This is a genomic window from Vibrio iocasae, from assembly GCF_042245395.1.
Classification (GTDB): Bacteria; Pseudomonadota; Gammaproteobacteria; order Enterobacterales; family Vibrionaceae; genus Vibrio; species Vibrio iocasae.
The window spans coordinates 2,412,767-2,436,213 of the sequence record NZ_CP145311.1 but is presented as its reverse complement, the minus strand read 5'-3'; the positions used below and the strand labels follow the sequence as shown (position 1 = coordinate 2,436,213).

The 23,447-nt window shown below is 43.5% G+C and carries 18 protein-coding genes, 3 tRNA genes and 1 riboswitch; of the genes, 16 read left to right on the top strand and 5 right to left on the bottom strand.

The window, feature by feature from the left end:
• Positions 1-395: 395 nt before the first annotated feature.
• The 3 genes from uvrB (at position 396) to SNR28_RS20760 (ending at position 4,492) form a co-directional block, all read left to right on the top strand.
• Positions 396-2,426 carry an excinuclease ABC subunit UvrB gene (uvrB, locus tag SNR28_RS20770; RefSeq protein ID WP_375750579.1) on the top strand — a complete coding sequence of 677 codons (2,031 nt, stop codon included), beginning with the start codon at positions 396-398 and terminating at the stop codon, positions 2,424-2,426.
• A gap of 274 nt (positions 2,427-2,700) precedes the next feature.
• On the top strand, positions 2,701-4,128 hold the full coding sequence (luxO, locus tag SNR28_RS20765; protein ID WP_375750576.1) for a quorum-sensing sigma-54 dependent transcriptional regulator LuxO: 1,428 nt from the start codon (positions 2,701-2,703) through the stop codon (positions 4,126-4,128).
• A 22-nt stretch (positions 4,129-4,150) separates the two neighbouring features.
• Complete coding sequence (locus tag SNR28_RS20760) at positions 4,151-4,492, top strand: Hpt domain-containing protein (RefSeq protein WP_375750575.1); 342 nt, start codon at positions 4,151-4,153, stop codon at positions 4,490-4,492.
• On the opposite strand, the gene SNR28_RS20755 is transcribed toward SNR28_RS20760, so the two are convergent.
• Positions 4,489-5,376, bottom strand: coding sequence for a YvcK family protein (locus tag SNR28_RS20755; protein ID WP_375750574.1), 888 nt, complete (start codon positions 5,374-5,376; stop codon positions 4,489-4,491). The two genes, SNR28_RS20760 and SNR28_RS20755, sit on opposite strands and share 4 nt — an antisense overlap.
• Before the next feature lie 173 nt (positions 5,377-5,549).
• Positions 5,550-5,683: riboswitch (molybdenum cofactor riboswitch) on the top strand.
• On the opposite strand from SNR28_RS20755, the gene moaA reads away from it, so the two are divergent.
• The 11 genes from moaA to SNR28_RS20700 all read left to right on the top strand — a co-directional run bounded on the left by moaA (position 5,672) and on the right by SNR28_RS20700 (position 16,589).
• Positions 5,672-6,661, top strand: a complete 990-nt coding sequence (gene moaA / locus SNR28_RS20750) for a GTP 3',8-cyclase MoaA (RefSeq protein ID WP_375750572.1) — start codon at positions 5,672-5,674, stop codon at positions 6,659-6,661. It overlaps the preceding riboswitch by 12 nt.
• A gap of 56 nt (positions 6,662-6,717) precedes the next feature.
• Positions 6,718-7,230, top strand: coding sequence for a molybdenum cofactor biosynthesis protein B (moaB, locus tag SNR28_RS20745; RefSeq protein WP_375750570.1), 513 nt, complete (start codon positions 6,718-6,720; stop codon positions 7,228-7,230).
• A gap of 5 nt (positions 7,231-7,235) precedes the next feature.
• Positions 7,236-7,715, top strand: coding sequence for a cyclic pyranopterin monophosphate synthase MoaC (gene moaC, locus SNR28_RS20740; RefSeq protein ID WP_375750568.1), 480 nt, complete (start codon positions 7,236-7,238; stop codon positions 7,713-7,715).
• Positions 7,712-7,957, top strand: coding sequence for a molybdopterin synthase sulfur carrier subunit (gene moaD / locus SNR28_RS20735; RefSeq protein WP_375750567.1), 246 nt, complete (start codon positions 7,712-7,714; stop codon positions 7,955-7,957). Before moaC ends, moaD begins: the two co-directional genes overlap by 4 nt.
• Before the next feature lies 1 nt (position 7,958).
• The gene (gene moaE / locus SNR28_RS20730; protein WP_375750565.1) at positions 7,959-8,414 is read left to right on the top strand and encodes a molybdopterin synthase catalytic subunit MoaE; all 456 of its coding nucleotides are present in this window, start codon (positions 7,959-7,961) and stop codon (positions 8,412-8,414) included.
• A gap of 808 nt (positions 8,415-9,222) precedes the next feature.
• Entirely contained in the window at positions 9,223-10,854 is a 1,632-nt protein-coding gene (locus SNR28_RS20725) for an ABC transporter substrate-binding protein (RefSeq protein ID WP_375750563.1), read from the top strand.
• Positions 10,855-11,024: 170 nt separating this feature from the next.
• The gene (gene oppB, locus SNR28_RS20720) at positions 11,025-11,945 is read left to right on the top strand and encodes an oligopeptide ABC transporter permease OppB (protein WP_375750561.1); all 921 of its coding nucleotides are present in this window, start codon (positions 11,025-11,027) and stop codon (positions 11,943-11,945) included.
• A 16-nt stretch (positions 11,946-11,961) separates the two neighbouring features.
• Positions 11,962-12,864, top strand: a complete 903-nt coding sequence (oppC, locus tag SNR28_RS20715; protein WP_375750559.1) for an oligopeptide ABC transporter permease OppC — start codon at positions 11,962-11,964, stop codon at positions 12,862-12,864.
• A 15-nt stretch (positions 12,865-12,879) separates the two neighbouring features.
• Positions 12,880-13,851, top strand: a complete 972-nt coding sequence (locus SNR28_RS20710) for an ABC transporter ATP-binding protein (protein WP_375754133.1) — start codon at positions 12,880-12,882, stop codon at positions 13,849-13,851.
• A complete protein-coding gene (gene oppF, locus SNR28_RS20705; protein WP_375750558.1) occupies positions 13,848-14,855 on the top strand; it encodes a murein tripeptide/oligopeptide ABC transporter ATP binding protein OppF in 1,008 nt (335 codons plus the stop codon). Before SNR28_RS20710 ends, oppF begins: the two co-directional genes overlap by 4 nt.
• Before the next feature lie 261 nt (positions 14,856-15,116).
• A complete protein-coding gene (locus tag SNR28_RS20700; protein ID WP_375750556.1) occupies positions 15,117-16,589 on the top strand; it encodes an MFS transporter in 1,473 nt (490 codons plus the stop codon).
• A 75-nt stretch (positions 16,590-16,664) separates the two neighbouring features.
• On the opposite strand, the gene SNR28_RS20695 is transcribed toward SNR28_RS20700, so the two are convergent.
• The 4 genes from SNR28_RS20695 to SNR28_RS20680 form a co-directional block, all read right to left on the bottom strand.
• The gene (locus SNR28_RS20695) at positions 16,665-18,140 is read right to left on the bottom strand and encodes a peptide MFS transporter (RefSeq protein ID WP_375750555.1); all 1,476 of its coding nucleotides are present in this window, start codon (positions 18,138-18,140) and stop codon (positions 16,665-16,667) included.
• Positions 18,141-18,426: 286 nt separating this feature from the next.
• A tRNA-Tyr gene (locus SNR28_RS20690) sits at positions 18,427-18,511 on the bottom strand.
• 89 nt (positions 18,512-18,600) lie between these two features.
• Positions 18,601-18,685, bottom strand: a tRNA-Tyr gene (locus tag SNR28_RS20685).
• Positions 18,686-18,760: 75 nt separating this feature from the next.
• Positions 18,761-18,845: transfer RNA gene (locus SNR28_RS20680), tRNA-Tyr, on the bottom strand.
• 306 nt (positions 18,846-19,151) lie between these two features.
• On the opposite strand from SNR28_RS20680, the gene SNR28_RS20675 reads away from it, so the two are divergent.
• Positions 19,152-20,258: an efflux RND transporter periplasmic adaptor subunit gene (locus tag SNR28_RS20675; protein WP_375750553.1), complete on the top strand. Its 1,107-nt coding sequence runs from the start codon at positions 19,152-19,154 to the stop codon at positions 20,256-20,258.
• Positions 20,258-23,371, top strand: a complete 3,114-nt coding sequence (vexH, locus tag SNR28_RS20670) for a vibriobactin export RND transporter permease subunit VexH (protein WP_375750551.1) — start codon at positions 20,258-20,260, stop codon at positions 23,369-23,371. The genes SNR28_RS20675 and vexH overlap by 1 nt, the downstream gene beginning before the upstream one ends.
• Positions 23,372-23,447: the final 76 nt, after the last annotated feature.

Here is a 23,447-nt window from a genome sequence, read left to right as displayed (position 1 = left end):
GTGGATAAGTGTGTTAATGCTTTTTTAGTAATTCTTTAAAGCTAATATTTTAGTGCAATAAATCTATTTGATTCATTTTTAACTTGTTGTTTTTTATTGTTATATATTTTTTTAGATTTTTGACTTGGGTTGTGACTAAATTCGAATTGTCATAAAAAAATCCTGATTCCGCACCAAATTGGGGAAAAGTCGTGGATTATTTAATTAGAATTAACTGATGCTTTTTTACGAAGGGACCAAAACTCTATCAGAGATAGAGTTTCATTTCCAATTTAATATTAAATATCGAATTAAAGCGCATTTTAAGAGCAGTTAGGTATATACTCTTGTTACCTCTGTATGAATACCCAGTATTTTGGTGTTCATATCACTCACGAAATGACTGTGTTTTAAATATGAGTAAAGAATACGAATTAGTTTCAGACTATCAGCCCTCGGGTGATCAGCCTGCTGCGATAGAGCAGCTTTTGGATGGATTAGATTCTGGTTTAGCTCACCAAACGCTACTTGGTGTTACGGGATCGGGTAAAACATTTTCATTAGCCAATGTTATTGCAAAAGCGAAACGACCAGCGATTCTTCTTGCTCCAAACAAAACATTGGCTGCACAGCTATATGGTGAGATGAAGGCGTTCTTTCCCAATAACGCGGTAGAGTATTTTGTCTCTTACTACGATTATTACCAGCCTGAAGCTTATGTGCCGACGACGGACACGTTTATCGAGAAAGATGCTTCTGTAAACGCACATATCGAGCAAATGAGGCTTTCTGCAACCAAAGCTTTGATTGAGCGAAAAGATGCCATTATCGTGGCTTCAGTTTCGGCTATTTATGGTTTGGGTGATCCTGACTCTTATCTGAAAATGATGCTTCATGTCACCAGAGGAGATGTCATCAACCAGCGTGATATTCTTCGCCGACTTGCTGAGCTTCAATACAGTCGAAATGATGTCACTTTTGAGCGTGGACAGTTTCGCGTCAGAGGGGAGGTGATAGATATTTTCCCTGCTGAATCCGATCAGGATGCGGTAAGGCTGGAAATGTTCGATGACGAGGTTGAATGTATCAGCTTGTTTGATCCGCTAACAGGAGCTGTGACGCAACGTGATTTACCTCGTTATACGGTTTATCCGAAAACTCACTATGTGACGCCTCGTGAGCGTATTCTGGAAGCTGTTGAAAACATCAAGGTAGAACTTAAGGACAGACAGACTTACCTGAAAGACAATAATAAGTTATTGGAAGAACAACGCATTTCGCAAAGAACCCAGTTTGATATCGAAATGATGAATGAACTTGGTTTCTGTTCTGGCATTGAGAACTACTCACGTTATTTGAGTGGTCGTGCTGAGGGTGAGCCGCCACCAACACTGTTTGATTACCTACCTAACGATGGCTTACTAATCATTGATGAGTCTCACGTGACCGTACCTCAGATCGGAGCCATGTATAAGGGTGACCGCTCTCGTAAGGAAACGCTTGTAGAGTTTGGATTTAGACTACCTTCTGCATTGGATAACAGGCCGTTAAAGTTTGAAGAGTTTGAAGCTCTCGCGCCTCAGACGATTTTTGTTTCAGCAACGCCAGGTAACTACGAGCTTGAAAAGTCCAGTGGTGAGGTTGCCGATCAGGTGGTAAGGCCGACAGGATTGCTTGATCCTGAACTTGAGGTGCGACCGGTTGCTACACAGGTCGATGATTTGTTATCAGAGATTCGCATTCGTGCAGCAAAAGAAGAACGAGTGCTGGTTACAACACTGACTAAGCGTATGGCTGAAGATCTTACCGAGTATCTTCACGAGCATGATGTAAAGGTGCGTTACCTTCATTCAGATATCGACACCGTGGAACGAGTGGAAATCATACGTGACTTGAGACTTGGTGAGTTTGATGTGTTAGTGGGTATTAACTTACTCCGTGAGGGTCTTGATATGCCCGAAGTTTCGCTGGTAGCGATTCTTGATGCAGATAAAGAGGGCTTTCTCCGTTCTGAGCGCTCTTTAATTCAGACAATCGGTCGTGCAGCACGTAACTTACAAGGTAAAGCCATCTTGTATGCGGACTCCATAACTGGCTCAATGAAAAGAGCGATGGATGAAACTAACCGCAGAAGGGAAAAACAGCGAGCATATAACGAAGAACGAGGTATTCAGCCTCAGGCTCTGAAGCGTAATATCAAAGACATCATGGAAATTGGAGATATTGCGAAATCGAGAAAACAGAAAACAAGTAAAGCTGTTCCTCTATCTAAGGTGGCTGAACCTTCTAATAGCTATGACGTACTATCTCCTCAGCAACTGGATAAAGAGATTCAAAAGCTTGAATCTGAAATGTATCAACATGCTCAGAACCTGGAGTTTGAGCTTGCTGCTGAGAAAAGGGACAGAATAGAAAACTTGAAAAAGCAGTTTATACAGAATAGTTAAAACGTTTTTTTCCTTAAAATTCAGATAAAAAAAAGCCAACCGGTAATGATTCCGATTGGCTATATTCTGTGAATAATAATATTCACTAACAACGTCAGTTGGCTAGGTGACCCGTTAGGGTCATATATATAGTAGCATTATGTGTGCCAACAATTTCATACCAAAAGTAGGTTTATTCCAGCCGATTTTGAAGTTTCTCTTACAAGTTTGTTGCAAAATGCAATGCATAGTGCAATCATTTCTCAAAATGCAATAAATAATATGTTGGCTATCGATGAGTACTTCAAATTCAAATCAACGCTCTAAACACCTGTTAATGGTGGAAGATACGGCTTCTGTCGCTGCGCTTTATCGTTCTTTTCTCATGCCTTTAGGTATCGATATTGAGATAGTCGGAACAGGTAAAGATGCTATAGAAAGTGTTAATCGCAAGATTCCTGACTTAATTTTGCTCGACCTTAGATTGCCCGATATGACGGGGATGGATGTGCTTTATAGCGTAAAGCAGGATCACCCTGACGTTCCGGTTATATTTATGACAGCGCACGGCTCTATTGATACTGCCGTTGAAGCGATGCAGCACGGTGCGCAAGACTTTCTAATAAAACCTTGTGAAGCGGACCGCCTGCGGGTAACGGTCAACAACGCGATCCGAAAAGCAACGAAGCTGAAAACGGACGGTGGTAGTGAAATTAAAGGTAACAATAACTACCAGGGTTTCATCGGTAGTAGCCACACCATGCAGTCTGTATACAAAACCATAGACTCCGCCGCAGCCAGTAAAGCCAGCATCTTTATTACTGGTGAAAGTGGTACAGGTAAAGAGGTGTGTGCAGAAGCAATTCATGCCGCCAGTAGGCGTCGTGACAAGCCATTTATCGCGATTAACTGTGCTGCAATACCAAAAGACCTGATAGAAAGCGAACTGTTTGGTCATGTTAAAGGGGCCTTTACTGGTGCGGCAACAGAGCGAGAAGGGGCTGCAGAGCTTGCTAACGGTGGAACCTTGTTCCTTGATGAACTGTGTGAAATGGACCTAGATCTTCAGACAAAGCTACTTAGGTTTATTCAGACGGGTACTTTCCAGAAAGTGGGTTCGTCACATATGAAGAGTGTGGATGTAAGATTTGTCTGCGCAACCAACAGAGACCCTTGGAAAGAGGTACAGGAAGGGCGGTTCCGTGAAGACCTTTACTACAGACTGTATGTTATACCTTTGCATCTACCACCATTGAGAGAACGTGGCGAAGATGTGGTTGAGATTGCGTACTCGCTGCTTGGATTTATGTCCCTCGAAGAAGGCAAAGATTTTGCGAGATTTTCTGAAGATGTTGTAAAGCGATTTGTGAACTACGAATGGCCTGGCAATGTGCGTCAATTGCAAAATGTTCTTCGAAATGCCGTGGTGTTAAATCATGGAAAGGAGATCACACTTAGCATGTTACCTCCACCACTTAACCAACCTAGCACAAAAATTGCATTAGCTAATTTAGATAGTTCAGCTATTGGGAAATCAGATGAAGAGTCAACCAAAATGTTGCCTTCGGATGTTTCCCCTTTGTGGTTGGTTGAAAAAAGTACAATAGAACTAGCAATCGAAGCTTTTGATGGCAACATCCCTAAAGCTGCGAATGCTCTTGAAGTCAGCCCATCGACGATTTACAGAAAAATTCAAAGCTGGACGAAACTTTCAGAACAGTGAAGGGAAAGAAGTGACTTGTTATTTGAACTCTCATAAAGTTAATGATCTATGCCATGAGATAGGTAAAGATAACCTGCCGGTTTTGCTAGAGATATTTTTGAGTGAACTGGATGGCTATCAAAACGTGTTATCGGGTGAGCTTGAAGACCTTCAATCACCATTGCAAGAGATCAGCCATGCCTTAAAGAGCAGTGCAGCGAGCTTTGGAGCAGATAATTTATGTGAGCTGGCAAAAGAAATCGATCAGAGAGCGAAAGCGGGTGAGCAGATAAACACCGTAGAATATCGCGAATCGATTCTCGAAAGCATTCGGGAAACCATCCGCGTATATCACTCTCTTAAGGATGACGACCTAGCTTATTAACGTAACTGCTCCACAATAGCATCGTGAAGCTTATCCCTATCGTGTCGCCATGGTCTGTTTGGCGACGCGAGTGGTCTTACTGCTATATTCCACTCACTTTCTAGTTCCGGGTGTTCAAAGGCTGTGAGTACGGTATCTATTTTTCTTCCTCGGCAAGCTCTTTCGCTCCATTCCAACTTCTCTTTGAAACTCATTCTGCCTGCTGGTCCATACTCGGGAGAAAGGTTCTCAATCATCAGGATTTTTGCTTGAGTATTGGTGTTAATGGCTCCGCAAATCTCGGGTAGGAGAAGAGGAGGCATTATGCTGGTCAGAAAACTTCCCGGACCAAGGATGATACAGTCCGCATTTTCAATGGCGATCAGCGCTTCTTTTGTTGCAGGTACTTCAGGTTCAAGATCTAAACGTTGAAGCTCTTGCTCCATTTCGTCGACACTGGTTTCACCGTGCACCCAGGTTCCATCATTAGACAGTGCCTTTAGATCAGAAGGGTGTTCCGACATGGGCACGATATTCACATCCACATTGAGCAGGCTTCTGATTAGCTGAATGGCTTCCAGAGGTCTGACAGATAAATTATCGAGCGCTGTCAGCATTAGGTTTCCGAGGTTGTGCCCCGAAAGTTCGCCAGTACCTTTAAAGCGATATTCGAACATCATCGAACCAATGGATGGTTGAGTGATCAACTGATTAATACAGTTTCTGGTATCACCCCAGGCAATACCGCCCTGGCAGTCTCGGATTCGCCCTGTCGAACCACCATTATCGGTTGTAGCAACAATACCGGTTACGTTTCCACCAAAGTCGCTAAGCGCAGCAAGTACACGACCCAGCCCATGTCCACCGCCAATTGCGACGATTTTTTTCTGTTTATAAATTGTCATTTAATTTTATTTGTTAATACATCTATTCAATTTGTAGGGGTTTCCCGTTAACAAGGTTTTAAAAGTAAATTTGAAATGTGGGAAACACAACGTTTTTGCCATGAAACACTGGTATGTGGCAAGTTTATTTATTATTTTAATAAGTAGCTGCTGTATTGATTAGTTAAATTATATAGCTGCCATAACTCCGAGCTCTTGTTGCTAAGTTTAAAAATATGCATGGAGAGCCAGTGGCATGTTGCCACCAGGGTTGGTTTAGAAATGAATCAGCCTCCCGTATTTGGAAAGGTGTTCCGTGGCGAGACAATTCGAAGATAGTTTTAATCGCAAATTTTACTATTTGCGTCTTTCTGTTACAGATGTCTGTAACTTTAAATGTACTTATTGCCTACCTGATGGTTATAAACCATCCGGGCGTAAGAACTCATCCTTTTTATCATTACCGGAAATCAAACGTGTGGTAAGCGCGTTTGCGGATTGTGGTACTTCCAAAGTTCGTATCACCGGTGGTGAACCTACATTGCGTAAAGATTTTACCGATATTGTTCATACTATTGCGTCTACTGACGGTATTAAAAAAGTTGCGATGACAACGAATGGATACCGCATGGAGAAGAATGTCCATGAGTGGCGAGAAGCGGGTCTGAGCAATATCAACATCAGTTTGGATAGCCTTGATCCAAGAATGTTTTACCAGATTACAGGTGAAAATAAGTTCAATGAGGTGATGTCCGGGATCGACAGAGCGTTTGAGGTTGGCTACGAGCAAATCAAAGCGAATGTCGTACTTATGAAAGATCTGAACGCTGGTGAGTTGCCTGCATTTATGAACTGGATTAAAGACCGTCCAATTCAACTTAGATTTATCGAGTTGATGCAAACAGGCGAGATGGACTCTCTTTTCCAGAAGCATCACCAGTCTGGTGTTAGCATCCAAAATAAACTTATCGCGGAAGGTTGGATACAAAAAGTAAAAGAAGCGAACGATGGCCCTGCAAAAGTCTTTATTCACCCAGACTACAAAGGTGAAATAGGGCTAATAATGCCATATGAAAAAAGCTTCTGTGAAAGTTGTAACCGACTGCGCATCTCTGCGTTGGGTAAGCTGCATATGTGTCTGTTCGGTGAACAGGGCATTGAACTTCGTGAATTGCTCCAAAATGACGAGCAACAGGAAGAGCTTATCGCACGTATCCAATACGAACTTCAAAACAAAACCGTTAGCCACTTTTTACATGATGGCAACTCGGGTATGACACCGCATCTAGCATCGATTGGCGGTTAGTTTAAGTTTAAGCCAGACAACTTATACCAAAAAAGTTAAAGAACATAGGTGAAATTATGGGACACGCTGTAAGCGCATTTAAGCCTGCGAATATCGCAGTTTTAACTGTTTCTGATACTCGCACAGAAGAGAACGACACTTCAGGCCACTATTTTGTAGAACAACTAAAAGAAGCCGGTCATAACCTGATAGATAAAAAAATCGTGATTGATGATGTTTATCAACTGAGAGCCGCTGTCTCTCAATGGATTGCTGATGACAACATTCAAGTTATTTTAATGACTGGCGGAACTGGATTCACATCACGAGACAATACACCGGAAGCGATCCTTCCTTTGTTCGATAAAGAAGTAGAAGGCTTTGGTGAGCTATTCCGTATGCTTTCTTTTGAAGAGATTGGTACATCCGCTATTCAGTCTCGTGCATTTGCTGGAATGGCAAATAAAACGGTCATCTTCGCGGTACCGGGTTCTCCTGGTGCATGTAAAACAGCTTGGACCAAAATCATAAAACAACAACTGGATGCTTCCCATCGTCCATGTAACTTTATGCCTCATCTAAAAGGGTAAAAAAGATGTCAGAATTTACTCATATTAATGCTTCTGGTGAAGCAAACATGGTCGATGTTTCAGGAAAAACTGAGACAGTGCGTGAGGCGAGAGCCGAAGCGTTCGTACATATGGCGCCAGAAACTCTTGAGCTGATCGTGTCAGGTAGCCACCACAAAGGTGATGTATTCGCTACTGCGCGTATTGCAGGTATCCAGGCCGCTAAAAAGACCTGGGATCTGATTCCACTTTGTCATCCGTTATTGCTATCGAAGGTTGAAGTACAGCTAGAAGCGATTGAGGCAGAAAATAAAGTTCGTATCGAATCTGTTTGTAAATTAGCGGGTAAAACAGGTGTTGAGATGGAAGCGTTGACCGCTGCATCCGTTGCTGCATTAACTATCTACGATATGTGTAAAGCTGTGCAAAAAGATATGGTGATTGAAAACGTCCGTCTGCTTGAAAAGAAAGGCGGCAAATCAGGACATTTTAAGGTGGAGTCATGATCAAAGTTCTTTTCTTTGCACAAACCCGAGAGTTGGTAGGGCTGGATAGCCTGGAAGTAGAAGCTAAATACGCATCCGCTGAAGAGCTTAGAGCCGAGTTGGCTGAAAAAGGTGACAAATGGGCGCTTGCTTTAGAGGCGGGCAAACTACTCGTTGCTATCAACCAAACGATTGTGCCGCTAGAGACAACTGTTAACGATGGCGATGAGGTTGCATTCTTCCCACCAGTTACAGGGGGCTAATATGTCAATAAAGATAACGGTAACAGAAGATGACTTCTCTGTTGGTGACGAATATAACCAGTTAGCAGAAGGAACAGAAGCGGGCGCAGTCGCCATGTTCTCTGGCAAAGTTCGTGATATGAACCTTGGTGATAGTGTTGTAGGGCTAAGGTTGGAACACTATCCGGGAATGACAGAGAAAGCGTTGTCCGAAATCTGCGAAGAAGCAATGAAACGCTGGCCGATACTTAAACTTAGAGTGATTCACCGAGTAGGTGATTTAGATATTGGTGATCAAATCGTCTTTGTAGGTGTGACTAGTGCACACCGTGGGGCCTCTTTCGAAGCTTGTGAATTTGTCATGGACTATTTAAAAACTAAGGCTCCATTTTGGAAGAAAGAGCGCACGACAAATAATACACGTTGGGTGGAGGCCAGAGATTCTGATCATTCTGCGGCATCCAGGTGGAATAAATAATAACCAGTGTTTTTTAAAATCTGGATAAAAATAATAAAAGCCTGCATAAAAATGCAGGCTTTTATTATTTTATGGATCTTTATTCGGTATATTTATTAATCGAATGATTGAATGCTTTGTGAGCGATAGATATTTCGAATGTGCATAATCGCTTTGGGTACAATAAGCAATATTTGCTGAAGGGCGCATAATTCATTTTATAGAACAAATGATTGTTATAAGGTTTGTTTAATAACATACAGAACTATCAAGGTAATCTTATGCTCGAGATTAATGCGTTGATATGTAAGAGAAAATAATCTTTAGGCATGTTGGTAGATAAACTTTTGGTTTAACATGTGTATAGAAAAGTTTACAAAATGAAGAAATATTAATGACTTCTATTTTGCGAAAATTGCTGAATGTGTGGCTTTTGTTCACAATCAACTTCGTATTTGAAAATGAATCTCACTAATACTCTCATCAATAACTCAATGAAATTTGGGCGAATAAGAAACTGAATTAAAATAAAAACGTGATTTAGATCTCTTTATTTGCTCCTTTGAGCAGGCATTCTGGATTTCGACTGAAAGTCTTTTGAATAGTAGATTATATAACCAATATATTGACCAACGTTAAAATTTAAAAGGTTAATTACTACAATTTTATGGCAAATCCCTTCGTTTGTTGGTAGCTTGTCACGCAATCTTTGGTGAGATTATAGGTTTTTAAAAATTGATTAATCTAAAAACTTATAAAGATAGCCTGCCGTTCGGGACTCACTAAAGTCGTCATGGATGCAAACAAAAAATTACTTGGAGTTAATTGCATGTACAAAAACAAAATCACACAAGCCCTTTTACTAGGTGCTAGCTTAACTGTTGCAGCGACTTCTTTCTCAACTCTTGCAGCAGATGTTCCAGCTGGCACAAAGCTAGCTAAGGTTCAGGAACTGGTTCGTGGTAACGGTACAGAAGTAGCGTCTATCGACCCACACAAAACGGAAGGTGTGCCAGAGTCACACGTAATCCGTGACCTGCTAGAAGGTCTTGTAAACCAAGATGCTGACGGTAACACAATCCCTGGTGTTGCAAAGTCTTGGGAAACAGCAGACAACAAAACATTCGTATTCCACCTACGTGAAGATGCTAAGTGGTCTAACGGTGATCCGGTAACTGCTGAAGATTTCGTATACAGCTTCCAGCGCGCTGTCGATCCAAATACCGCTTCTCCTTACTCTTGGTACCTGGAAATGACTCAGATGGTTAACGCTGCTGAAATCATTGCTGGTAAAGCGGGTAAAGAGACTCTAGGTGTTAAAGCACTAGATGCTCACACTCTAGAAGTTAAACTGACTACACCTCTTCCATACTTTGTAATGATGATGGGCCACACTACGGTTAAGCCTGTACACAAAGCGACTGTTGAGAAGTTTGGTGATCAGTGGACTAAGCCTGATAACTTCGTAGGTAACGGTGCATTCGTTGTAGATAAGTGGGTAGTGAACGAGCGAATCGAAATGGTTCCAAACAAAAACTACTGGGACAACGAAAGTACAGTTCTTACTAAGGTGACTTTCCTACCTATCGAAAACCAGGTAGCTGAAATGAACCGTTTCCTTTCTGGTGAAATCGACTTCACGAACGAACTGCCAAACGAGCACTTCCGTCGTCTGAAGAAAGAGCACGCAGATTCAGTTTCTATTCAGGGTAACCTATGTTCATACTACTACGGCTTCAACAATGCGAAAGCACCGTTTGATGACGTACGTGTACGTAAGGCACTTTCTTACGCTATCGACCGTGACATCATCACTAAAGCACTGCTAGGTCAAGGCCAGAAGCCTGCATACTTCCTAACTCCGGAAATCACTGCAAACTTCAACCCAGAGCTACCTGCATATGGCCAGATGTCTCAGAAAGATCGTAATGAAGAAGCTGCACGTCTACTAGCTGAAGCTGGTTTTGATAAGAGCAACCCTCTGAAGTTTACTCTTCTTTACAACACATCTGAAAACCACAAGAAGATTGCTGCTGCAATCCAGTCTATGTGGAAGAAGACTCTAGGTGTTGATATTCAGCTAGAAAACCAAGAGTGGAAAACTTACCTGGATACACGTCGTCAGGGCAACTTTGACGTAACTCGTGCAGGTTGGTGTGGTGACTACAACGAAGCCTCTTCTTTCCTATCTCTAATGCAGAGCAACAACAGCTCTAACGATCCTAAGTACTACAACGATGAGTACGATGCGATCATGGAAAAAGCGCTACTGTCTACTAACGACGCTGAGCGTGCACAGCTTTACATCGATGCAGAGAAGAAGCTAGCGGCAGATATGCCAATTGCTCCTATCTACCAGTATGTTAAAGCTCGTCTTGTTAACCCACGCGTAGGCGGTTTCCCGGTTAACAACGCAGAAGATAAGATTTTCTCTAAAGATCTATACATCAAAGCTGAGTAATTCTTAACTACAATAAAACTATAATTTTGGACACTGCATGTGGAAACACATGCAGCGTCTTTTTGTTTACTATTAATTTTATTGTCAAATCAATCGATTTAACCTTTTATATTCATCAGGTTAATAAGAATTGAGAAGGCATACGTCACAGACTGAACAAGAGTGAGTTTATGTTTAAATTCATTGCAAAAAGGATATTAGAAGCGATTCCAACACTGTTGGTATTGATTACAGTATCTTTCTTCCTGATGCGTTTTGCACCAGGTAACCCATTTTCAACAGAACGCCCGCTTCCACCGGAAGTAATGGCGAACATTAACGCTAAATACGGTCTTGATAAGCCAGTACATGAACAGTACCTGACTTATCTTACTAACATTATGCAGGGCGATTTTGGTCCTTCATTCAAATACAAAGACTTCAGCGTAAACGAATTAATTGCTGGTGCACTACCTGTGTCAGCAAAAGTTGGTGCAGTCGCATTTATCTTCACAGTGGTTATGGGGGTATTTGTCGGAACCATTGCCGCACTCCGGCAAAACTCCTGGTTCGACTATATAGTCATGGCGACCGCCATGGTCGGGGTGGTAATGCCATCCTTCGTATTTGCACCAGTACTCATCTATATTTTCTCTCTGAATCTGGGGTGGCTACCGGCCGGGGGCTGGCATGACGGCTCACTGTACTATATGGCCCTTCCGGTTCTGGCAATGTCTTTCCTTTACATTGCAACCTTTGCACGTATTACACGTGGTAGCATGATTGAAACGCTGAACAGTAACTTCATCCGTACTGCTCGCGCTAAAGGCCTTAGCTATCCGTATATTGTTGTTAAGCACGCGCTTAAGCCTGCGATGCTTCCAGTAGTTTCTTACATGGGCCCTGCGTTCGTAGGTATCATTACTGGTTCTGTTGTTATCGAAACGATCTTCGGCTTGCCGGGTATCGGTAAGCTGTTCGTTAACGCTGCATTCAACCGTGACTACTCGCTAGTAATGGGTGTAACCATCCTAATTGGTTTCCTATTCATTCTGTTCAACACCATTGTTGATATCTTACTAGCGACAATCGACCCGAAAATTCGTTATTAATTGGGGTGCGGAAATTATGTTAACGAAAAAAGAAAACCTTGAAGCGGTCGAGAAGTTTGCTGAAAACTTAGAAATCGAAGGCCGCAGTCTTTGGCAAGATGCGCGCATCCGCTTTATGCGTAACAAAGCGGCAATGGTGAGCCTTGCTATCCTGTTTGTTATGACTCTTGGTGTTATCTTCCTGCCTATGGTGGCGGAGTTTGCTTACGATGACACTGACTGGTATGCGCTTCACGCTGCGCCATCAGCAGAGCATATTTTTGGTACAGACAGCCTTGGTCGTGACCTTTATGTCCGAACTCTGGTTGGCGGACGCATCTCTTTGATGGTAGGTGTGTTAGGTGCATTTGTAGCGGTATTAATTGGTACGCTTTACGGTGCAACCTCTGGCTTTATTGGTGGCCGTACGGACCGTGTAATGATGCGTATTCTGGAAATCCTATACGCTGTACCGTTCATGTTCCTTGTTATCGTACTGGTTACCTTCTTTGGCCGTAATATCGTACTGATGTTCGTGGCTATCGGTGCTATCGCATGGCTGGATATGGCTCGTATCGTACGTGGTCAGACACTAAGTTTGCGTAGTAAAGAGTTTATCGAAGCAGCACACGTTTGTGGTGTGAGCAAGTGGAGAATTATCACTCGTCACATCGTACCGAACGTACTTGGTATTGTTGCGGTTTACTCAACACTACTTATTCCGAGCATGATTCTTACAGAGTCATTCCTATCTTTCCTTGGTCTTGGTGTACAGGAACCAATGACAAGCTGGGGCGCACTGCTTCAGGAAGGTTCGCAGACAATGGAAGTAGCAATCTGGCAGCTAATGTTCCCAGCTGCATTTATGGTTGTAACCCTATTCTGCTTTAACTATGTAGGTGACGGTCTTCGTGACGCGTTAGATCCAAAAGATAGATAAGAACTGGAAAGAATGATGAGCTTATTAGATGTCAAAGATCTGCGCGTCGAATTTACCACGCAAGATGGTATCGTAACCGCAGTTAACGATTTAAACTTCTCACTGAATCAGGGTGAAACCCTGGGTATCGTAGGTGAGTCTGGTTCGGGTAAATCTCAAACCGTATTCGCAATTATGGGCCTGTTGGCTAAGAACGGTATTATCAAAGGTAGTGCTAAGTTCGAAGGTAAAGAGATCTTGAACCTGCCTGAAAAAGAGCTGAACAAGGTTCGTTCTGAGCAGATCGCAATGATCTTCCAGGACCCGATGACTTCTCTTAACCCTTACATGAAAGTTAGCGACCAGCTAATGGAAGTTTTGATGCTTCACAAAGGTATGGGTAAAGCAGAAGCGTTTGAAGAATCCGTACGCATGCTTGAAGCGGTTAAGATTCCTGAAGCGCGTAAGCGTATCACTATGTATCCGCACGAGTTCTCTGGCGGTATGCGTCAGCGTGTAATGATTGCTATGGCGCTACTGTGTCGTCCTAAGCTACTGATTGCCGATGAGCCAACAACAGCTCTGGATGTAACGGTACAGGCACAGATTATGGAACTGCTTAATGAACTTAAAAGCGAGTTCAACACTGCGATTATCATGATCACTCACGACCTTGGTGTTGTTGCAGGTTCTTGTGACAAAGTATTGGTGATGTATGCGGGCCGTACTATGGAATACGGTACAGTAGATGAAATCTTCTACAACCCAAGTCACCCATACGCAGAAGGTCTGCTTAAAGCGATTCCTCGCCTTGATACAGAAGGTGAAGTACTACCTACTATTCCAGGTAACCCGCCAAACCTTCTGCACCTTCCACCGGGCTGTCCTTATCAGGAGCGTTGCCACCGTGTAACGGACCGTTGTAAGACAGAAGCACCGATTCTGACACCATTTGGCGATGGTCGTCAGCGTGCATGTTTTTCTGATTGGGAGGCTTGGAAGAAATGAGTTTAGAAGCGAAATCAAACAACAAAAAGATGCTGCTTGATGTTAAAGATCTAAAAGTTCACTTCAGCATCGCATCTAAGTCTGCTTGGCCTTGGTCTAAGCCAGCGAATCTGAAAGCAGTCGATGGCGTTAATGTTCACCTGTATGAAGGTGAAACACTAGGCGTAGTAGGTGAGTCTGGTTGTGGTAAATCTACATTTGCACGCGCAATCATCGGCCTTGTAGAGGCGACTGACGGTGAAGTGGTGTGGCTTGGTCAGGATCTGACTAAGATGAATGAGGTTAAGCGCCGCGAAACACGTAAAGAAATTCAGATGATTTTCCAGGACCCTCTGGCATCTCTGAACCCGCGTATGACCGTTGGTGATATCATCGCTGAGCCTCTTCAGACGTTCTACCCAGAGCTTTCTAAGCAGGAAGTGAAGGATCGTGTTAAAGAGATGATGACGAAAGTAGGTCTGCTGCCTAACGTTATCAACCGTTACCCACACGAATTCTCAGGTGGTCAGTGTCAGCGTATCGGTATCGCTCGTGCACTTATCCTTAAGCCTAAGATGATCATCTGTGATGAGCCAGTATCGGCATTGGACGTATCAATTCAGGCGCAGGTAGTCAACCTTCTAAAAGAACTTCAGGATGAGTTAGGCCTGAGTTTGGTATTTATCGCGCACGACCTATCAGTGGTTAAACATATTTCTGATCGTGTATTGGTAATGTATCTGGGTAACGCGGTTGAGCTGGGCGAAGCGGAAGCTTTGTTCGCAAACCCTAAACACCCTTATACAACAGCATTGATGTCTGCCGTGCCGATTCCTGATCCAAAAGTAGAACGAGCTAAAGAGATCCAGATGCTTGAAGGTGATTTGCCTTCACCTATCAGCCCACCATCAGGCTGTGTGTTCAGAACGCGTTGCCCTAAAGCAACCGATCTTTGTGCACAACAGAAGCCTGAAATTAAGGGCTCTGACATACATGCAGTTTCTTGCTTGCATGTAGAAGTTTAAAATTCAGCCTGTGACGGGCTTAAGCGCGGCAGCTTTTAAAGTGTCGCGCTTTTTTTGTATCTGAAATCCTCTGACTTTCCCCGCATAGAAAATATAAATATAAGAACTCATTTTACAGGTTGATGTTCTATAACTGCATGTATTTACGTAACTAATGCTTTCAGTTTAACACGTAGTATATATTCATTTTTTTCTCACTTTGCTCAATGCTAGTATGCGCGCCCAATGATTCTGGCTATATGAGTTAGTGAAAGGTTTACTATGTGGAATAGACTTAATACATCGATGATGTTTTGTCAGTCGATGTTTGGATTGTCGTTTTATGGCGTGATGGTGGTACTCACACGCTTCTTCCTTGAAGAACTAAACTACAGCGAAGCGGATACCATGATGGTTGTGGGTGCTTTCTCTGCTGTGGGACCACTATTCGCTATTGCTGGTGGGTTTATTGCGGATAAGTTCCTTGGCTCATATCGTTCATTGACGATCAGTTTTATCGGGTTTAGTGCTGGCTACGCTTTGCTTGTATATGGTGCTTCGTCGCTTAATATCCAAATGAGTTTATCTGGCATCGCATTAGCGAGTTACGCTGCGGGCCTTATGGCGCCTTCTTATCCAAGTCTGTACAGAAAAACGTTTCAGTCTCAGGGCGACTTTGAAAACGCCTATCCTGTAAACTATTCCGTAAAGAATCTAGGTGCAGTCATCGGGCAATATAGCTATCCCATGCTCATTTTTGTCATTGGCTATAAGGGGAGTTTTGCGTTATCAGCGGTAATGGCTGGTATTGGTTTAGTCGTACTTCTTTTGTTCAGGAAGTCGCTGGTCAACCTTTCACAAGGGATCGATGTGCAACCTGTTGGTATAAAGAACTGGTGCCTTTTCCTGATAACTTCTGCAGCTATGATCGCGTTGGTGTTCTTTATGTTCTCTAACATGGATATCGGAAAGAATATCGTATATGCCATCGGCTCTGCAGCGATTCTCTACTTTGTCTCTTTGATGCTAAAGGCACCAAGGGCAGAGAAGATTAAGATGGGAACCATACTGATCATGACCGCGCTTACAACCGTGTTTCTTGTCTACTATGGTCAGATAATGACGTCCATGACGATGGTGACCATTAACGTGATGCGTGGTGATCTGTTCGGCATTATCCCTATTGCTCCAGAAGCGGCTATGGCGATGAACCCATTATGGTGCATGGTTGCGGGTCCGGTTATTGCCTATGTGTTCTCTGGACTTGAAAAGCGTGGTATCCGTTTTACAACGTCGACCAAAGTCGCAATGGCTTTTGCGCTTACCGCCATTGCGTTTGGCATCCTTACGGCTTCCGTTCTTACCATTGGTGAGGACGTGATCATTCCACCGGAAGTGTTCTTGGTTGTTCATTTCTTCCAATCATTTGCGGAAGTCATTGTAGGGGCGATGGTTGTTGCGTTTATCCTCTCTGTTGCGCCTAAACACATAGAGAATTTCTCTGTAAGCTTATATTCGGTTGCGGTCGCACTCAGCGGCATTATTGGTGCCGTTTTCTCAACCAGTATTGCAATGGACAAAGATCAGGTAATGACGCAGAAAATCGTGCATGACGTCTATGGAAACTACTTTAGCTTACTGACGATCATGGCGCTTGTGATGGTGGTGGTTGCTTTGGTGTGTTCAGGAATCATTCGCAGAATGTTAAGTAAGGCTGATATGGAAGAGCATCAGTTAGAAATGTCAGAAGCTTAATACGAAGAGAGTAAAATAAAAGGTCATCCCTTTAGCAAGGGATGACCTTTTTAGGTTTATAGTTGTAGCTGGAAATTAATGTGCTTCAGACAACTCTGGTTTTTCTTCCGTATCTTTTGCTTTATCAAGCATCTTGCGAATCACAGCAGATGCAACAAGAGCAATAGCAACCATCACAACAGCCAGGATGGTTAGCAGTTTGAAGTAATCACCATAAACTGTTTGTACGATTTCCTGAGTGATCTCCTGGCCTTTTTCCAGTGCGATAGATGTTGAGAATACCGCACCAACGATACCACTAAGAGCAATCGCTACAGAGAAAAGACTTACTGAGAAGTTTTCAATGTGCTTTGGTGTTACAGACAGGATAAATGCAACCACAAGGCTACCTACGATTACCTCAGCAAATGCCTGGAAGAAGTGGATCGCCAGGAATACTTCAGGGCGAATGATTACGTCTTCACCAACGGATAGTACTGCAACGGTCAGAATACCGAATGCGATAGCCGTTAGAATGAAAGCAAAGCCGATTTTCGTTGCTGTAGAGAAGCTAACACCACGTTTCTCAAGAGTAGAGAAAGTGTAAGAGATGATAGGACCCGCAACCATACACCATAGTGGGTTCATCGCCATTGATGCTTCAGGAGCAATTGGGATGATACCAAACAGATCGCCACGCATTGTATTGATCGTAACCATCGTCATTGATGTCATCATCTGGCCGTAGTAAACAAAGAATGCTGTTGTTAGTACCACTACAATCAGGATGGTACCCATCTTAAGTGCATCTGATTTCTGTGATTTGAACATCAGAGAAATGAAGTAAAGGATTGCAGCAGTACCAATTGCGTAAACGATGTTTTTGCCGATTTCCATGTTAGAGAACATGAAGAATACCAGACCAATCATCGCTGCAGAAGTAATACCAAATAAAATCCAGTTCTTGCTGCTCACTGGTGTTTGATCAAGCTCTGCTGCTGAGTTAACCAGTGGCTTACGGAAAGTGACCAAAGTAAGGAAAGCAAGGGCTGCCAAAACACCAGAAAGTGCGAAGCTACCGTTAAATCCAAGAACCAATACAAGAAGAGGGAAAGCGTACTGACCGATTAGTGCACCAACGTTGTTGATGGAGTAGTTTACTGGGAAGCCGTTTTCGAAGTCTTCTTCTGTTGCAAAGGTACGTTTAAACAAACTTGGGTAAGAAGGGGACATCAAGCCGCGCGAATAACTTGCCAGTGCAATACCACACAGTGCCATCGCAACGTTTTGAGCAGAAGCACCCAAGAAAAGTAGTGCATAACCTGAAGCAAAGCCAAGGTAGGCGATAGTCAGTGAGCGATAAGCGCCAAGAAACTTATCTGCGATAAAGCCACCAGCGATAGCGAAAAGAGGGCCGATTGATGAGAAAGCACCTACAACCATCATAGTATCAGCTTCACTGTAACCAAGCTCTTCCAGGAAGAAACGGGTCAGAATGACCATCACCCCATAGAAAGATAAACCGAACATGGCCTGACAGAACATCATTGAGCCATTGAGTCTATTCCACATAATATTGTCTCGTAGTTTTGTTAAAAGATAGAATTAACCATATGGTATTCTATCATTTAATGGTTGATAGTATTGCTGGAGGTTGCATGATAAAACTTATCTGATACATTAGTTTTTTTAATGAGTTTATAAGTGCATGATTAAGTTGCTAAAAGCGTAATTTTGTTGATTTTTCGAATTTGGAAAATAAGGTTGAATGGTTAATTTGGGACTATGTTCGATAAATAAAACTAATGGTTTGCTTCAAATGCAAAAAAGCCAGCTCAATGAGCTGGCTTTTTGTGTATGGTGGAGGGGGACGGATTCGAACCATCGAAGGCGGAGCCGGCAGATTTACAGTCTGCTCCCTTTGGCCACTCGGGAACCCCTCCAGGGTATTACTTTCATGCTATAAATAGCATACTTAATTACTGTTTTCCCAACACAAGTAATCAAGTGCTACCTTATACAAGGTAGAAAATGGTGGAGGGGGACGGATTCGAACCATCGAAGGCGGAGCCGGCAGATTTACAGTCTGCTCCCTTTGGCCACTCGGGAACCCCTCCAGGGTGTTTTTATACTTAATTACTGTTTTCCCAACACAAGCAATCAAGTGTTACCTTATTATACAAGGTAGAAAATGGTGGAGGGGGACGGATTCGAACCATCGAAGGCGGAGCCGGCAGATTTACAGTCTGCTCCCTTTGGCCACTCGGGAACCCCTCCAGGGTATTTTTATACTTAACGACTGTTTTCCCAACACCGTCATCAAGTGAGGTGCGCATAATAGCAAACTCGACTGTGCTGTAAAGTGTTTTATTATAATTTTGGCGCGACTGCTTTAATTTTGGGCAAAGATGCTAAAAAGTGAACATTTGCTGATGGATGAGCAGGTTACAAAGGTGCTCTGACGATATTTCTTTGTTGGTTAATTCAGAAAAAATGCGATTTTTGACCACATTTACATTCCTTTACGTACAACACAAATGGAGTTGATAGAATAGCGTGAGGATTAAATTGAGCGTAATTAGAATGAAAAAGAATACTTTAAAGGCGATATGTCTTTCTGTAGCAATTGCTGTTTCGTATCCTACCGATGCTTTCGCCAAAGGGCAGGGTAGAGCCGGAAAGCCAGCGGGCGCTCGTTCAACGTTAGTTGTCACTGAACAGGTTGATGTGCACGAAATTTCTCAAACGTTAACACTGATAGGCAAACTCAAGGCTGAAGAGTCTGTGATTATTTCGCCGGAAGTATCAGGACAAATAGATCAGATAAACGTGTCAGCGAATCAAAAAGTGACGCGCGGACAACTGTTAGTACAGTTAAATGACGACAAAGTACGTGCGGCCCTTGCTGAAGCAGAAGCATACTTAAAAGATGAACAGCGAAAACTGCAAGAGTTTATCCGGTTATCTAAGCGCGGAGCCATTACTCAAACCGAAATCGATGCTCAGAAGGCAAGTGTCGACATTGCCAGTGCAAGGCTGGCGGCAGAAAAAGCCAATCTCAAAGATATGAACATCACGGCTCCCTTTGATGGCACTGTCGGATTTATCGATTTTAGCCGAGGGAAAATGGTGAGCGCTGGTTACGAACTGCTTACACTGGATAACCTTTCTAATATGCAATTAGATCTAAATGTCCCAGAACGTTATTTGCCAATGCTTGCTGAAGGTATGAAGGTAAAAGCGGCCTCAAATGCATGGGGTGGAGAGGTGTTCAACGGCAAGGTTTCAGGTGTTGATACGCGCATTAACAGTGAAACTCTAAACCTTAGAGTAAGAATCAATTTTGAAAACATCGAATCCAAGCTTAAGCCTGGGATGTTGATGTCTGCTGATCTTGAATTCCCACCGATAAAAGCACCAATTGTACCTGTCCAGTCTCTGCAATATTCTGGTACTAAGCGTTACGTGTATGTTGTAGATGACAATAACAAAGCGCATAAAACAGAAGTGATACTTGGTGCTCGCGTCGATAATGAAGTGGTTATCGAAAAAGGTCTGGAAGTTGGTGACCGAATCGTTGTTCAGGGTTTGGTTAACATGCGTGATGGCGCGAGCGTAAAAGAGCTTGGTGATCAGGCAGCAAAACCACAAGGCAAACCAAACCAGGAACAGAAGAAGGATAATTCATAATGTGGTTATCTGATGCATCAGTAAAAAGGCCTGTCGCTGCTCTGGTACTGAGCATGTTGCTTGTCGTATTTGGAATCGTCTCGTTCGACAGATTAGCCGTGCGGGAGATGCCCGATATAGAAAGCCCTGCTGTGACGGTTTCAACCCGATACGAAGGTGCTTCTGCCACCATTATCGAAAGTCAGATAACGTCAGTAATCGAAGATCAGCTCTCCGGTATAAGTGGGGTTGATGAGATCTCGTCGACTACTCGCAATGGTTCCTCCAGAATTAAAGTCACCTTCGAGTTAGGTTACGACCTGAATACAGGTGTGAGTGATGTTCGTGACTCAGTAGCCCGTGCTCAACGAAGGTTACCAGACGAAGCCGATGATCCTATCGTATACAAAGATAATGGGTCCGGTGAGGCTTCTGTTTACGTCAACCTGAGCTCTTCCGAAATGGACCGAACTCAGCTTACTGACTATATCGACCGTGTATTGATGGATCGATTCAGCCTTATCTCAGGGGTCAGCTCTATTTCTGTCTCTGGTGGGCTTAACAAGGTTATGTACGTCAAACTTAAACCTGAGTTGATGGCAGGGCGCGGAGTCACCTCGGCGGACATTACTTCTGCTCTAAAAGCAGAAAACTTAGAAAGTCCGGGGGGTGAAGTTCGTAACGATGCGATCGTGATGTCGGTCCGTACCGCTCGTATCTATAATCAACCTGAAGACTTTGAGTATCTGGTTGTCAGACGTGCCAGTGACGGCACGCCAATCTATCTGAAAGATGTCGCTGACGTGTACATCGGAGCTGAGAACGAGAGTTCAACTTTCAAAAGTGATGGTGTTGTAAACGTGAGTATGGGGGTTGTGCCTCAGTCGGATGCAAACCCGCTTGAAGTGGCCAAAGCTGTTCACAAAGAAGTGGAAGCTATTCAGAAGTTTTTACCGGAAGGTACACGTCTGGCCATTGATTATGATTCAACCGTATTCATCGACCGTTCGATTAGTGAGGTATACAACACCCTATTTATCACGGGTGGTTTGGTCGTACTGGTTCTCTATATCTTTATAGGTCAGGCACGTGCAACATTGATCCCCGCGGTAACCGTTCCGGTTTCTTTGATTTCTGCTTTTATTTCCGCGTATTTCTTTGGTTTCTCAATCAACCTTATTACTTTAATGGCTCTGATTCTGGCCATTGGTTTGGTTGTGGATGACGCCATTGTTGTGGTCGAAAACATATTCCATCACATAGAACAGGGGGAGTCACCGCTATTAGCCGCTTATAAAGGTACGCGCGAAGTAGGTTTTGCGGTTATTGCCACGACTCTGGTGCTTGTGATGGTGTTCTTGCCAATCTCCTTTATGGAAGGAATGGTTGGACTTCTGTTTACGGAGTTCTCAGTGTTGCTGGCAATGTCTGTGATTTTTTCTTCCCTGATTGCACTGACACTAACCCCCGTATTAGGTAGCAAGATACTGAAGGCGAATGTTAAGCCAAATGCATTTAATCGCGGTGTCGATTTTATGTTTAGCGGGCTCGAGCGCGGTTATCGATTCCTGTTGACGAAGGCAATGCGTGTTCGCTTGATTGCCCCATTAATTATTTTGGGATGTATTGGTGGTAGTTACTCGCTGATGAATCTGGTGCCATCTCAGTTAGCACCATCAGAAGATCGCGGGGTGCTATTTGCCTTCGTTCGAGGCGCTGATGCAACCAGTTATAACCGAATGTCAGGAAACATGGACTTGGTCGAGCAGAAACTGATGCCATTGTTAGGGCAGGGTATTTTGAAGTCTTTTAGTATCCAGACGCCTGCCTTTGGTGGTAATGCCGGTGATCAGACAGGTTTTGTGATTATGATTCTGGAAGACTGGGATGATAGAACCGTCACTGCTCAGGAAGCGCTGGGGGTGATACGTAAAGCGCTAACAGGTATACCTGACGCTCGTGTCTTCCCGTTTACTCCAGGGTTCCGTGGTGGTTCGAGTGAACCAGTGCAGTTTGTTCTTGGTGGTTCCGATTATGAAGAGCTTAGAAATTGGGCTGAAGTCCTCAAGCAAGATGCCGAAGACAGCCCGATGATGGAAAGTGCCGAGATTGATTACTCTGAAAAAACACCTGAGTTGGTGGTGGCGGTAGATAAACAGCGTGCCGCAGAACTGGGCATTCAGATTAGTGACATTTCCGAAACTCTGGAAATCATGCTGGGTGGTAAGAGTGAGACCACGTATGTTGATCGTGGTGAAGAGTATGATGTCTATCTGCGAGGCGATGAAAACAGCTTTAACAATGCGGCTGATCTTAGCCAGATTTATCTGAGAACCGCTGGTGGAGAATTGGTGACGCTGGATACGGTAACCAGAGTCGAGGAGATAGCGTCAGCAATCAGGCTGTCTCACTACAACAAGCAAAAATCCATTACGGTTTCTGCCAATGTTGTTGATGGATACACATTGGGTGAAGCTTTGGATTACCTCGATCAAAAAGCCATTGAGCATCTGCCGGGAGATATCTCAGTCAACTATTCTGGTGAATCTAAAGATTTCAAGGAAAACCAGTCGAGCGTGTTAGTTGTATTTGCACTGGCGCTGCTGGTGGCTTATTTGGTACTTGCTGCCCAGTTCGAAAGCTTCATCAACCCACTCGTGGTTATGTTTACTGTTCCAATGGGCGTGTTTGGCGGCTTTGTCGGACTTTTTGTTATGGGTGAGGGCATGAACATCTATAGTCAGATCGGCATGATCATGCTTATCGGAATGGTAACGAAGAACGGTATATTGATTGTCGAGTTTGCGAACCAGTTGAGAGACAGAGGTGTCGAGTTTGAAAAAGCGATCATTGATGCCTCTGCCCGTCGACTCAGACCTATTCTGATGACGGCATTCACGACACTTGCCGGTTCTATTCCGTTGATTACATCCAGCGGTGCGGGCTATGAAAGCCGGATAGCGGTTGGTACCGTCATTTTCTTCGGTATGGCATTTGCGACACTAGTGACCTTGTTTGTTATTCCTGCGATGTATCGCTTGATATCCGCATCAACGAAGGCTCCTGGCCACGTAGAGGCAGAACTGGATAAGTTGATGTCACACGACACTAAAGCCAGAACAAGTCACGGCTAAACAAAAACAAGAACCCCACCTCAATACGGTGGGGTTCTTTTTATTGGAATGGTATGTGATATTTTTCTAACTTATT

Coding starts and splice junctions, on each gene's coding strand:
- oppF (WP_375750558.1), top strand. CDS start 13,848: ATGAGTTTAGAAGCGAAATCAAACAACAAAAAGATGCTGCTTGATGTT.
- uvrB (WP_375750579.1), top strand. CDS start 396: ATGAGTAAAGAATACGAATTAGTTTCAGACTATCAGCCCTCGGGTGAT.
- SNR28_RS20675 (WP_375750553.1), top strand. CDS start 19,152: ATGAAAAAGAATACTTTAAAGGCGATATGTCTTTCTGTAGCAATTGCT.
- moaD (WP_375750567.1), top strand. CDS start 7,712: ATGATCAAAGTTCTTTTCTTTGCACAAACCCGAGAGTTGGTAGGGCTG.
- moaE (WP_375750565.1), top strand. CDS start 7,959: ATGTCAATAAAGATAACGGTAACAGAAGATGACTTCTCTGTTGGTGAC.
- moaB (WP_375750570.1), top strand. CDS start 6,718: ATGGGACACGCTGTAAGCGCATTTAAGCCTGCGAATATCGCAGTTTTA.
- SNR28_RS20710 (WP_375754133.1), top strand. CDS start 12,880: ATGAGCTTATTAGATGTCAAAGATCTGCGCGTCGAATTTACCACGCAA.
- oppC (WP_375750559.1), top strand. CDS start 11,962: ATGTTAACGAAAAAAGAAAACCTTGAAGCGGTCGAGAAGTTTGCTGAA.
- SNR28_RS20755 (WP_375750574.1), bottom strand. CDS start 5,376: ATGACAATTTATAAACAGAAAAAAATCGTCGCAATTGGCGGTGGACAT.
- vexH (WP_375750551.1), top strand. CDS start 20,258: ATGTGGTTATCTGATGCATCAGTAAAAAGGCCTGTCGCTGCTCTGGTA.
- SNR28_RS20695 (WP_375750555.1), bottom strand. CDS start 18,140: ATGTGGAATAGACTCAATGGCTCAATGATGTTCTGTCAGGCCATGTTC.
- SNR28_RS20700 (WP_375750556.1), top strand. CDS start 15,117: ATGTGGAATAGACTTAATACATCGATGATGTTTTGTCAGTCGATGTTT.
- oppB (WP_375750561.1), top strand. CDS start 11,025: ATGTTTAAATTCATTGCAAAAAGGATATTAGAAGCGATTCCAACACTG.
- moaC (WP_375750568.1), top strand. CDS start 7,236: ATGTCAGAATTTACTCATATTAATGCTTCTGGTGAAGCAAACATGGTC.
- luxO (WP_375750576.1), top strand. CDS start 2,701: ATGAGTACTTCAAATTCAAATCAACGCTCTAAACACCTGTTAATGGTG.
- SNR28_RS20725 (WP_375750563.1), top strand. CDS start 9,223: ATGTACAAAAACAAAATCACACAAGCCCTTTTACTAGGTGCTAGCTTA.